Origin of the sequence: Micromonospora sp. NPDC049900 (assembly GCF_044461025.1) — a bacterium.
GTDB lineage: Bacteria > Actinomycetota > Actinomycetes > Mycobacteriales > Micromonosporaceae > Micromonospora.
In genome coordinates, this window is the sequence record NZ_JBITKM010000005.1 from 195,553 (window position 1) to 207,060 (window position 11,508).

Here is an 11,508-nt window from a genome sequence, read left to right on the forward strand (position 1 = left end):
GAGATCGGGATGGGAGGAGGGACGCCGTCGATGACGCCGGCACAACTACGCGCGTACGTCGCGGTGGTGCGGTTGGGCTCGGTGAAGCAGGCCGCCGCGCAGCTCGACGTCTCCGAGTCGGCCGTCTCGCTGCACATCGCCCAACTGCGCAAGGAGTTCGGCGACAAGTTGTTCTCCCGCACCGCGGTCGGGCTCGCCTTCACGCCCGGTGGGCTGCGGCTGGCCAGCCGCGCCTCCGAGCTGCTCGGCCTCCAGGACCGCACGGTGGTCGAGGTGACCGCCGCGGCGCGGGGACGCCGGATGCTGCGGGTCGCCGCGTGCAGCCTCTTCGCCGAACTCGCCGCGCCCGGTCTGATCAAGCTGTTCACCAGGCGCGCCGCCGACCTCGACGTGGAACTGAGCGTCCGGGACCCGGGTTCCTTCGAGACGCTGCTGCTGACCCGCGCCGTGGACATCGCGGTCGGGCCGCAGCCGCCGGTCGTCGACCCGGCCATCACCTGTCGGCCGGTGATGAACTACCGGCTCGTGACCGTCGTCGGACCGGACCATCCGCTGGCCGGCGTCCGGGCGTCCGCGGCCCAACTGCGCGAGCAGACCTGGCTGCTCGGCCCCTCGGCCACCACCCAGTCGGGTGCGGTGCAGGCGATGCTGCGCCGACTCGCCGTACCCGAGGAGCGGCAGCAGATCTTCCAGAGCCACGCCGCCGCGCTCGGTGAGGCGAAACGGGGCAAGGGCGTCGCGCCCGCGCTGGCGTTCACCGTCGCGCCCGAGGTCCGCAGCGGTGACCTGCTGCTGCTGGCCGGACCGCACACCCCCGTCGAGGACGGCTGGCACTCGCTGTTGTTGTCCAGCCCGGGTACGCCCTCGGCCGCAGCCGAGCTGTGCCGGTTCGCCTCCACCTCCCGCGCCATCCAGGCGATGATGCGCGGCGCGGGCGTCAGCGTGGGTCACTTCAAGCCGGCGGTCCACGTCACGCTCTGGAGCTGACCGGCAGCGTCCAGCAGGTCCTGGAACGTCCCGGCCGGCAACAGCCGGTCGCAGTAGGGCAGCGCGGCGGCCATGCCGGCCACCCGGGGGGCGAAGCCGGGAACCCCGGCACGTGGGTTCAGCCACACGATCCGGTGCGCCCGGCGGCGCAGCCGGGCCATGGCGGCGGCGAGGTCGTCGGGCGGGTCGCTGTCCCAACCGTCCGACCCGATCACCACCACCGCACCCCGGGCGAGGTCGCCGTGGTGGGAGGCGAGCAGCGTACGCACGTTGGTGGCGATCCGGGTCCCGCCGAACCGGTCGGTCACCGCCGCCCCGGCCCGGTCCACCGCCTCCACCGGCGAGGAGTGCCGCAGCACGGTGGTGAGGCGGGTCAACGTCGTCGCGAACGCGAACACCTCGGCGTCGGCGACCGTGGCGAACGCCCGCATCAGGTGCAGGTAGGCGGTCGCCTGGGCGCGCATCGACTCGCTGACGTCGCAGAGCAGCACCACCCGGCGCGGTCGGCGGACCGGTCGCTCGCGGACCACCTCCACCGGCTCCCAGCCGGTGTGGCGGGCCCGGGCCACGGTCGGCCGCAGCGCGATCCGTCGACCCGCCGGGCTGACCCGGTGCCGCCGGGTGCGCCGGGTGGGCCAACGGTGCACGGCGGCCCGCAGCACTTCGCCGAGCAGCGCCACCTGCCGGTCGTCCAGGTCCTCGAACGGTCGGTCGGCGAGCCCGGCGAGGGCGGCCGGACGCCGCTCCGGCAGGCGCAGCGCCGCGTCGGACTCGGCCGTCTCGGCCACCGCCGGAGGCAGCGTCGCCCAGGGCAGCCCGCCGCCCGACCCCGCGCTGTCGGTGTCGGCGGGCAGCGGCACGTGCACCTCGTCGCGGCGGCCCGGCCCGCTCGCGGCCCGGGTCAGCGGCAACGGTGGGGCGTCGGCGAAGACCGCCTCGAAGACGGCGTCGAAGGTGGCCAGGTCGGCGTGCCGGCGCACCAGGCTGATCCGGGCAGACCAGTACAGCGTCGAGCGGTCCGCCGGGGGTGCGGCGACGAGCGCGCGGACGAGGTCGTCGACCTGGGTGAGCCCGGCCGGGACCCCGGCGCGACGCAGCCGGTCGGCCAGTGCCACGGCGAACGCGGCCCGGTCGACGCCGCGCAGCACCCCGGAGGTCACCTGCGGGCGATCAACCAGGCGATCACCGCGCCGACCACGACGAGACCGACCACCAGCGGCACCACGCGCTTGGTGATCGACCCTCCGGCGATGCTGAGCAGGTCCAGCGCCTCGTCGTCGTCGTCGTCGGCACGAGCCGGTGCGGCGGCGCCCCGGGTCACCGGTGCGGTGGGTACCGATGCCGGTTCGGCGATCACGGTCTGCCGCGTGGTCGTTGCGTCCCCGGTGCTCGTCGTCCCGGCGGCGGGGGCAGCGGTCGCGGCCTGCAGGGGATCTCCGCCACCGGCGGTCGCCTCGGTGGAGACGGTCGCTGCGGCAGGGGTGAGGTCCACCGAGTTCGGGTGCGCCCCGGCGGTGACGGTCTCCCCCGCTGCCGGCGCGGCGGTCGCCGCTGCGGCACCGGTCGGGGCGGGCGCGGGGCGCGACGTGGCCGAGGCGGGCGCGGCGTCGGCCGCGACCGGCACGGCATCCACGGTGGCCGGTGCGGCGGCGGACGGTGCCTCGGTGGCGGCGGGTACGGTGGCGGCCTCCTCGGCCGCCAGCTTGGCCTCCAGGTTGGTGACGAACTGGGCGAGCAGCTTGCCCGACACCTCCTTGATCATGCCGCTGCCGAACTGGGCCAGCTTGCCCGAGATCCGCAGGTCGGTGTCGACGCTCACCAGGGTCCGGTCGCCGTCGGGCCGCAGGGCGGCGGTGACCACGGCGGCGGCGTTCGCCGCCGAGCGGGCGTCGCGGCCCTTGGCGTCGATCACCGCGCGGTACGCGGCGTCGTCCTTCTCGACGAACTGCGCGGTGCCGGCGAACTCGGAGACGACCGGGCCCACCTTGACCTTCACCTTGCCCTTGTGGACGTCGCCCTCGACGCCGGTGAGGCGGGCACCCGGCATGCAGGGCGCGATCCCCTCCAGGTCGGTGAGGACCGCCCAGGCCCGATCGATCGGGATGTTGACCACGAAATCATTGTTGAGCTTCACGACTGACTCTCCTGTTAGGTGCCGAGCACTGACCGTCCTGGCGGGTGCCGAGCGCGGCGGCCACGGTGGCACGGTCGTCGGGGGTCTTGGCGATGGTGCCGATGGTCTGTCGGACGTCGTCACCGGCGAGGTCTGCGGCACCGAGCACGGACAGCGCGGCCACCCAGTCGATGGCCTCGGCCATCCCGGGCGCCTTGTCCAGTTCCAGCCCGCGTACGGCGCCGACGAACTCGGTGGCGGTACGGATCAGCGGCTCGGCGGCGGTCGGCACCGCGCGGCGGACGATCTCCGCCGCCCGGTGCGGCTCCGGGAACTCGATCCAGTGGTACAGGCAGCGACGGCGCAGCGCGTCGTGCAGTTCGCGGCTCCGGTTGGAGGTGAGCACCACGATCGGCGGGGTGTGCGCGGTGAACGTGCCGAGTTCCGGGATGGTGACGCCGGCCTCGCCGAGGAACTCGAACAGCAACGCCTCGAACTCGTCGTCGGCCCGGTCGATCTCGTCGATCAGCAGCACCGGCGGCACCGGCCCCGGGTGGCGTACCGCCCGCAGGATCGGCCGTTCCTGGAGGAACTCGGCGCTGAACAGGTCCCCGTCGGCGAGCCGGGAACCCTGCGCCTCGGCGAGCCGGATGGCGAGCAGTTGGCGCTGGTAGTTCCATTCGTAGAGCGCCTCACCGGCGGTCAGGCCCTCGTAGCACTGCAACCGGATGAACGTGGTGTCCAGGGCGCGCGCCAGCGCCTTGGCGGCGGCGGTCTTGCCGACGCCGGGCTCCCCCTCCAGCAGCAGCGGCTTGCCGAGGCGTACCGCCAGGAACAGCGCCATCGCCAGCCCGTCGTCGGTCAGGTAGTCGACGGCGTCGAGGCGACGGGCGACGTCGGACGCGTCCTTCATCGGACCTCACCCGTCAACAGCCGCTCGTAGTCGGCGCGGGTGTCCACGTCGATCGGCACCGGACCGCCCACCGGCAGCTCGGTCACCGGGTGGCGGCCGGAGTGCAGCAGCTTCCACACCGCCTTGTCGCCGTGCAGGTCGGCCAGGTCGGGGAAGACCGCACGGCCGAACCGGAACGGATGCCCCAGCCCGTCGGCGTACCGGCACACCCCGAGCGGCGTCGGCGTGGCGGCGAGCCGCCGCACGTCGTCGGCGCGTACGCCGGGCTGGTCGCCGAGGAGCAGCACGAGCGCGTCGGCGTGCGGGTCGACCGCCCGCACGGCGGTGCTGATCGACGAGCCGCAGCCGGTGCTGAAGGCCGCGTTCTCCACCACCTCGCACCCGGTCAGGTCGACCCGGTCCCGGACCCGGTCCGCCGCCCCGCCGAGGGTCACCAGGAGTTGCCCGAAGCCGCACGAGCGGGCCAGGTCCAGGGTGGCGTCGAGCAGGGTCCGCCCCCGGTACGGCAGCAGTTGCTTGGCCTCGCCGAGGCGCACCGACGCGCCTGCCGCGAGGACCAGACCGGTCACGTTCACGGCTACCCGCCCGTGAACCGGGCGAGGCATCCGGGGCAGCAGAACCAGTGGTCCGCGCCGTCCACCCGGGCGTGCGGGGTGTCCGGCCCGACGGTCACCGTCATCCCGCACACCGGGTCCACCGCCTGCTGCGGACGGACCACGGGCGCGCCCGCCGGGGGCCGCAGGTCGTCGCGCCGGACCGCGCGTACCACGTCGGCCATGATCGCCAGGGCGATCTCCGGCGAGGTACGCGCACCGATGTCCAACCCGGCCGGCGCGTGTACCCGGGCCCGTTCGTCGTCGGTCAGGGTCAGCTCGTCCAGCAGCGCGGCGGCCCGCTTACGGCTGGCGACCAGCGCGACGTGCGCCACGCCCGCGTCCAGCGCGGCCCGGATCGCCTCCGGATCGCCCTTGCCGAGACCGGCCACCACCACGGCGGTGGCACCGGAGTAGTCACCGGCCTCGGCGACCTCGAAGTCGAGGAACCGCGCCAGCGTGGCCACGGCCGCGCTGACCGGGGTGTCACCGGCCACCCCCAGCACCGCCGCGGGCAGCATCGGCCGGAGGAAGATCTCGACCGCGCCGCCGGAGTGGCACGGGTTCACCACCACCCGCGCACCCGGGGTGTCGGGGAAGGCGTCCGTGCCGTCCGGCAGCACCCGCAGCAGCAGGGTGTTGCCGTCGCGCAGGGTGTCCAGCGCGGCGGCGCGCACCGAACTCTCGGCACACGCCCCACCCACGAAGCCCTCGATCGAACCGTCCGGCAGGATCACCGCGTCGTCACCCGCCCGCGCCGACGTTGGTTCCTGGGCGCGGACCACGGTGGCGTGCACGAACGGCTCCCGGGCGGCGCTCAGCGCACGGGCGCGTTCCGCGATCGTCGTCGACACGTCGCCTCCTCAGATCGGCGGTCGGGCCTGGCCGCGCATGGCGTCCCAGACCCGCGACGGCGTCAGCGGCATGTCGGCGTGCCGGACACCGAACGGCTTGAGGGCGTCCACGACCGCGTTGACGATCGCCGGTGGCGAGCCGACGGTGGCCGACTCCCCCACGCCCTTGGCGCCGATCGGGTGGTGCGGCGACGGGGTGACCGTGTAGCCGGTCTCCCAGTCGGGCACCTCCAGCGCCGTCGGGATGAGGTAGTCCATCATGGACGCGCCGAGGCAGTTGCCGTCCTCGTCGAAGGCGATCATCTCCATCAGCGCCATGCCGACCCCGTCGGTCAGGCCGCCGTGCACCTGCCCCTCGATGATCATCGGGTTGATCCGGGTGCCGCAGTCGTCGACCGCGATGAACCGGCGCACCGTCACCTGGGCCGTGCCCGGGTCGATGTCCACCACGCAGATGTACGCCCCGTGCGGGTAGGTCAGGTTCGACGGGTTGTAGCAGATCTGCGCCTCCAGTCCGCCCTCGATCCCGTCGGGCAGGTCACCGGCGCCGTGCGCGCGCATGGCGATGTCCTGGATCGTGACGGACTTGCCCGGGTCGCCCTTGACGTGGAAGGCGCCCTTCTCCCAGTCGAGGTCGGCGACGGACACCTCCAGCATCGCCGAAGCGATGATCTTGGCCTTGTCCCGGACCTTGCGGGCGACCAGTGCGGCGGCGGCCCCGGACACCGGGGTCGAGCGGCTGCCGTACGTGCCGAGGCCGAACGGCGTGTTGTCGGTGTCGCCGTGCACCACGTCGATGTCGTCCGGCGGGATGCCGATCTCCTCGGCGATGATCTGCGCGAACGTGGTCTCGTGGCCCTGGCCCTGGGACTGCACGCTGAGCCGTACCACCGCCTTGCCGGTCGGGTGCACGCGCAGCTCGCAGCCGTCGGCCATGCCCAGCCCGAGGATGTCCATGTTCTTGCGGGGACCGGCGCCGACCGCCTCGGTGAAGAACGCGATGCCGATGCCCATCAGCTCGCCCCGGGCACGCTTCTCCTCCTGCTCTCGGCGCAGCTCGGCGTAGCCGGCCATCTCCATGGCCAGCCGCATGGTCGGCTCGTAGTCGCCGGAGTCGTAGACCCAGCCGGTCTTCGTCGTGTACGGGAACTGCTCGGGCTGGATGAAGTTCTTCAGCCGCAGCTCGGCCGGGTCCATGCCCAACTCGTCGGCGAGGCAGTCGACGATCCGCTCGACCAGGTAGACGGCCTCGGTGATCCGGAACGAGCAGGCGTACGCGACACCGCCGGGCGCCTTGTTGGTGAAGGCCGCCGTCATCTTGCAGTAGGCGGCCTCGATGTCGTAGCTGCCGGTGAAGACGCCGAAGAACCCGGCCGGGTACTTGACCGGCGCGGCGGTGCCGTTGAAGGCGCCGTGGTCGGCCAGCACGTTGGTGCGGATGGCCAGGATCCTGCCGTCCCGGGTCGCCGCGATCTCGCCGCGCATGATGTAGTCACGGGCGAAACCGGTGCTGATCAGGTTCTCCGAGCGGTCCTCCATCCACTTCACCGGCTTGCCGGTGACGATCGAGGCGACGATGGCGCAGACGTACCCGGGGTAGATCGGCACCTTGTTGCCGAACCCGCCGCCGATGTCCGGCGCGATCACCTGGATCTTGTGCTCGGGCAGACCGGCCACGATGGCGTACAGGGTGCGGTGTGCGTGCGGCGCCTGGGTGGTGGACCAGAGGCGCAGCTTGCCCTCGATCGGGTCGAAGTCGGCGAGCGCGCCGCAGGTCTCCATCGGCGCCGGGTGCACCCGGGGGTAGACGATGTCCTCGCTGACCACCACGTCGGCGCGGGCGAACGCGGCCTCGGTGGCCGCCTCGTCGCCGGTCTCCCAGTCGAAGCAGTGGTTGTCCGTCTTGCCCTCGAGGTCGTCGCGGATCACCGGGGCGTCCGGCTCCAGCGCGCGGCGCACGTCGACGACCGGGTCGAGGATGTCGTACTCGACGTCGATCAGTTCCAGCGCGTCGCGGGCGGCGTACCGGTCCTCGGCGACCACGAAGGCCACCTCCTGGCCCTGGAAGCGCACCTTGTCGGTGGCGAGCACCGCCTGCACGTCGTTGGAGAGCGTCGGCATCCAGGCCAGGTTCTGCTCGGCCAGCATCGCCCCGGTCACCACCGCCTTGACCCCGGGCGACGCCTCGGCGGCGCTGGTGTCGATGGAGACGATCCGGGCGTGCGCCACCGGCGAGCGCAGGATGGCCAGGTGCAGCATGCCGGGCAGTTGCACGTCGTCGACGTAGCGGCCCCGGCCCCGGACGAAGCGCGGGTCCTCCTTGCGCAGCATCCGGCCGTACCCGACCGGCTTCTGGTCGTTGTCGTGGAACGTCTCCACGGGCTCGTGCACGGTCGTCATGCGGGGCTCCCGGCAGGCTGGCCGGCGTCGGAGATCTCACCGGCGGCGGGTGATTCGGTGGTCTCGGCGACCTGGGCCGCGGCGGCCTGCTCGTGCACGGCGGCCCAGCGCACGGACCGGACGATGGTGGCGTACCCGGTGCAGCGGCAGATCTGGCCCGAGATCGCCTCGCGGATCTCCGACTCGCTCGGGTCGGGGTTGCGGTTGAGCAGCGCCCGCGCGGTCATCATCATGCCCGGCGTACAGAAACCGCACTGGAGGCCGTGGCACTGCATGAAGCCCTGCTGCACCGGGTCCAGCTCGGCGCCCTTCGCCAGCCCCTCGACGGTACGCACCTCGTGGCCGCCGGCCATCGCGGCGAGCACCGTGCACGACTTCACCGGCTCGCCGTCGAGCCAGACCACGCAGGTGCCGCAGTTGCTGGTGTCGCAGCCCCAGTGCGTGCCGGTCAGCCCCAGCACGTCCCGCAGGAAGTGCACGAGCAGCAGCCGACCCTCGATCTCCCGGGTGACCTCGACGCCGTTGACGGTCATGGTGACCTGCATGCTCAGCTCCTCGCCCGCTCGGCGGCCCGGCGCAGGGCCCGCTTGGTCAGCTCGGCGGCCAGATGCCGCTTGTAGTCGGCACTGCCGCGTTGGTCGGTGACCGGCTCGCACTGGCTCGCCGCGATCTCGCCGGCCCGCGCGAACACGCTCTCGGTGGGCTCCTGCCCCCGCAGCGCGGCGGAGACCTCCGGGATGCCGGTGGTGTTCGGGCCGACCGCGGCCAGCCCCACCCGGGCGTCGGCGATGACGCCGCCGTCCAGCCAGATCGCCGCGCCGGCCGAGACCACGGCCCAGTCGCCGGCCCGGCGCTCGACCTTCTCGTACGCGCTGCCGCCGCCGGGGCGTACCGGCAGCCGGACCTCGATCAGCATCTCGGCCTCGCCGACCGCCGTCTCGTACGGTCCGACGTGGAACTCCTCCATCGACACGATCCGCTCGACGCCGCCGGGTCCCCGGATCACGCAGCTCGCGTCCAGCGTGGTGCAGACCGCCGACAGGTCCTCCGACGGGTCCGCCTGGCAGAGCGAGCCGCCCAGGGTGCCCCGGTTGCGCACGATCGGGTCGGCGATCACCCGCTCCGCGTCGGCGAAGATCGGGAACGCGGCGGCCAGCTCGGTGGACTCCAGCAGCTCGCGGTGCCGGGTGAGAGCGCCGATGCGCAACTCGTGGCGGCCGGGCCGGATGTAACCGAGTTCCGGGTGCAGATCGTTGATGTCGATCAGATAGTCGAAATTGGCCAGGCGCAGCTTCATCATCGGCAGCAGACTGTGCCCACCGGCGATCAGCCGAGCCGTTCCGCCCAGCCGTTCCAACAAACCTATTGCCTGGTCCACACTGGTGGCGCGCTCGTACTCGAACGGTGCCGGAACCTGCATGATGTCGCTCCTCCACGGTCCCGCCAGAATCTGGTCGGGGCCGTTTACAAAGTCAACGTCGACCTAAGCAATTGCTTAGGTCGGGTTGACGACGGCACCGGCGGCCACGGATGGTGCAGCCATGCGGGACATCGCGGACGGACTGACGCACTGGCGTACGGTCGGCGTCGCGTTCGCCGTGGCCACCGTCGTGCGTACCTGGCGCTCGGCGCCCCGGCAGCCCGGCGCCACCATGGCGGTCAACGCCGACGGCGAGGTGCTGGGCAGCGTCTCCGGCGGCTGTGTCGAGGGCGCGGTCTTCGAGTTGTGCCGGGAGGCCATCGAGACCGGCAAGGCGCGGACCGAGATCTACGGCGTCAGCGACGACGACGCCTTCGGGGTGGGTCTGACCTGCGGCGGCACCGTCGAGATCCTGGTACAGCCGCAGGCGGCGCTGACCGAGACCGACGCGGTCCTGGCGGCGATCACCGCCGGTCGGCCGGTGGCCACCGCGTCGACCGGGGACGCCCAGCTCGTCGTCTGGCCCGACCGGGTGGCCGGCAGCCTCGGCGATCCCGACCTGGACCGCGCGGTGGCGCAGCAGGCCGCCGGGATGCTGGCCCAGGGCAGCACCGGCACCGTCCACCTCGGTACGCACGGCGAGCAGCGCCGCGACGAGGTGTCGGTCTTCGTCCAGTCGTACGTGCCGCCGCCCCGGATGATCGTCTTCGGCGCGATCGACTACGCCGCCGCGGTCGCGCGGATCGGCCGGTTCCTCGGCCACCACGTGACCCTCTGCGACGCCCGTCCGGTGTTCGCCACCCGCAAACGCTTCCCCGACGTGGACGAACTCGTGGTGCGCTGGCCACACGAGTACCTCGCCGAGACCACCGTCGACGAGCGCACCGTGCTCTGCGTGCTGACCCACGACCCGAAGTTCGACGTCCCGCTGCTCCAGGTCGCCCTGCGCACACCCGCGCGCTACATCGGCGCGATGGGCAGCCGCCGTACCCACGACGACCGGATGCGCCGACTGCGCGAGGCGGGCGTGGACGAGGAGACCCTGGCCCGGCTCCGCTCGCCGATCGGACTCGACCTCGGTGCGCGTACCCCGGAGGAGACGGCGGTGGCCATCGCCGCCGAGATCATCGCCGAGTCCTGGGGCGGCTCGGGTCGTCCGTTGACCGCGCTGGACAGCCCGATCCACCGCGACTGAACCGCGCCGGTCCCGCTCAGACGGTGACGACCACCTTGGCGCGGGCGTGCTCGCCCTCCAGATAACGCATCGCCTCGGGCACCTCGGCGAGCGGATAGGTGCGGTCCACGACCGGGGCGACCAGACCGGCCTCGACGAGGTCGCGCAGCCCGGCCAGCAGCTCACGGCTCTGCGGCGTGGTGAGCAGCACCATCCGTTCACCGACGACACGGGCCGCCACCTGTGCCCGGACGAGCAGCGCCATCGGCCCGACCAGGGCGGGCCGGCCCCGGAAGGTCCCGCCGCCGGAGAGCACCAGCGTGCCTCCGGGAACCACGGCGCGTCGCAGGTCGGCCAGCGAGCGGTTACCGACCAGGTCGAGCAGGACGTCGTAGCGGCGATCCCCGTGGGCGAAGTCGTGGGTGGTGTAGTCGACGACGTGGTCCGCGCCGAGCGACCGGACCAGGTCGACGTTGCGGGTCCGGCACACCGCCGTCACGGTGGCCCCGAGCGCCTTGCCGATCTGGACGGCGAACGTCCCCACTCCGCCGGAGGCGCCGTTGACCAGCAGGTGCTGCCCGTCGCGCAGCCGCCCCACGTCACGTACGCCGAGCAGGGCGGTGTTGCCGGCCAGCGGCAGCGCGGCGGCCTCCGCGAAGCTGAGCGCGGCCGGTTTCGACTCGACCTGCGCGGCGGACACGCACAGGTACTCGGCGAACGCGCCGTGCAGGTCGCCGGTGTCGCCGTACACCTCGTCGCCGGGGCGGAACCGGTCGACGTCAGCACCGACCGCCTCGACGGTGCCCGCGAAGTCGGTGCCCCGAATGATCCGTCGGGGCCCGCGCAGCCCCATCATCTGCGGCGCGGCCAGCCGAGCCAGGTAGGGGTCGCCGCGCAGGACGTGCCAGTCCCGCGCGTTGAGCGAGGCCGCGTGCACCCGCACCAGCAGTTGGTCGGCGGCCGGGACCGGCCGGTCGACCTCCTGGAGCCGCAGCACGTCGGGTGAGCCGTATCGGTGCGCAACGATCGCCTTCATGACGCCATGGTGGCGTTC

Annotated in this window: 11 protein-coding genes; 2 read left to right on the forward strand and 9 right to left on the reverse strand. The window is 72.9% G+C overall.

Annotation, left to right across the window (positions count from 1 at the left end; all coding sequences use genetic code 11):
* The first annotated feature begins 30 nt into the window (after nt 1-30).
* Nucleotides 31-987, forward strand: coding sequence for a LysR family transcriptional regulator (locus tag ACIBMZ_RS14795; protein ID WP_396693849.1), 957 nt, complete (start codon nt 31-33; stop codon nt 985-987).
* On the opposite strand, the gene ACIBMZ_RS14800 is transcribed toward ACIBMZ_RS14795, so the two are convergent.
* From ACIBMZ_RS14800 to ACIBMZ_RS14835, 8 genes are read right to left on the reverse strand one after another with little or no spacing between them, the layout of a single operon-like run.
* Nucleotides 948-2,147: a VWA domain-containing protein gene (locus ACIBMZ_RS14800; RefSeq protein WP_396693851.1), complete on the reverse strand. Its 1,200-nt coding sequence runs from the start codon at nt 2,145-2,147 to the stop codon at nt 948-950. The two genes, ACIBMZ_RS14795 and ACIBMZ_RS14800, sit on opposite strands and share 40 nt — an antisense overlap.
* Nucleotides 2,144-3,121 carry an SRPBCC family protein gene (locus tag ACIBMZ_RS14805; protein WP_396693853.1) on the reverse strand — a complete coding sequence of 326 codons (978 nt, stop codon included), beginning with the start codon at nt 3,119-3,121 and terminating at the stop codon, nt 2,144-2,146. Before ACIBMZ_RS14805 ends, ACIBMZ_RS14800 begins: the two co-directional genes overlap by 4 nt.
* Nucleotides 3,105-4,013: an AAA family ATPase gene (locus ACIBMZ_RS14810; protein ID WP_396693854.1), complete on the reverse strand. Its 909-nt coding sequence runs from the start codon at nt 4,011-4,013 to the stop codon at nt 3,105-3,107. The genes ACIBMZ_RS14805 and ACIBMZ_RS14810 overlap by 17 nt, the downstream gene beginning before the upstream one ends.
* The gene (locus tag ACIBMZ_RS14815) at nt 4,010-4,582 is read right to left on the reverse strand and encodes an NTP transferase domain-containing protein (RefSeq protein WP_396693856.1); all 573 of its coding nucleotides are present in this window, start codon (nt 4,580-4,582) and stop codon (nt 4,010-4,012) included. The genes ACIBMZ_RS14810 and ACIBMZ_RS14815 overlap by 4 nt, the downstream gene beginning before the upstream one ends.
* A gap of 8 nt (nt 4,583-4,590) precedes the next feature.
* On the reverse strand, nt 4,591-5,460 hold the full coding sequence (locus tag ACIBMZ_RS14820; RefSeq protein WP_396693858.1) for an XdhC family protein: 870 nt from the start codon (nt 5,458-5,460) through the stop codon (nt 4,591-4,593).
* 9 nt (nt 5,461-5,469) lie between these two features.
* Nucleotides 5,470-7,860 carry an aerobic carbon-monoxide dehydrogenase large subunit gene (locus tag ACIBMZ_RS14825; protein ID WP_396693860.1) on the reverse strand — a complete coding sequence of 797 codons (2,391 nt, stop codon included), beginning with the start codon at nt 7,858-7,860 and terminating at the stop codon, nt 5,470-5,472.
* Entirely contained in the window at nt 7,857-8,405 is a 549-nt protein-coding gene (locus tag ACIBMZ_RS14830) for a (2Fe-2S)-binding protein (RefSeq protein ID WP_396693862.1), read from the reverse strand. The genes ACIBMZ_RS14825 and ACIBMZ_RS14830 overlap by 4 nt, the downstream gene beginning before the upstream one ends.
* A 2-nt stretch (nt 8,406-8,407) precedes the next feature.
* Nucleotides 8,408-9,280, reverse strand: a complete 873-nt coding sequence (locus tag ACIBMZ_RS14835; protein WP_396693864.1) for an FAD binding domain-containing protein — start codon at nt 9,278-9,280, stop codon at nt 8,408-8,410.
* Between the two features lie 121 nt (nt 9,281-9,401).
* Here ACIBMZ_RS14835 and ACIBMZ_RS14840 point away from each other — a divergent pair, with 121 nt between their 5' ends.
* Nucleotides 9,402-10,475, forward strand: coding sequence for an XdhC family protein (locus ACIBMZ_RS14840; protein WP_396693866.1), 1,074 nt, complete (start codon nt 9,402-9,404; stop codon nt 10,473-10,475).
* A gap of 16 nt (nt 10,476-10,491) precedes the next feature.
* Here the strand turns inward: ACIBMZ_RS14840 and ACIBMZ_RS14845 are convergent, their stop codons facing one another.
* On the reverse strand, nt 10,492-11,490 hold the full coding sequence (locus ACIBMZ_RS14845; protein ID WP_396693868.1) for an NAD(P)-dependent alcohol dehydrogenase: 999 nt from the start codon (nt 11,488-11,490) through the stop codon (nt 10,492-10,494).
* Nucleotides 11,491-11,508: the final 18 nt, after the last annotated feature.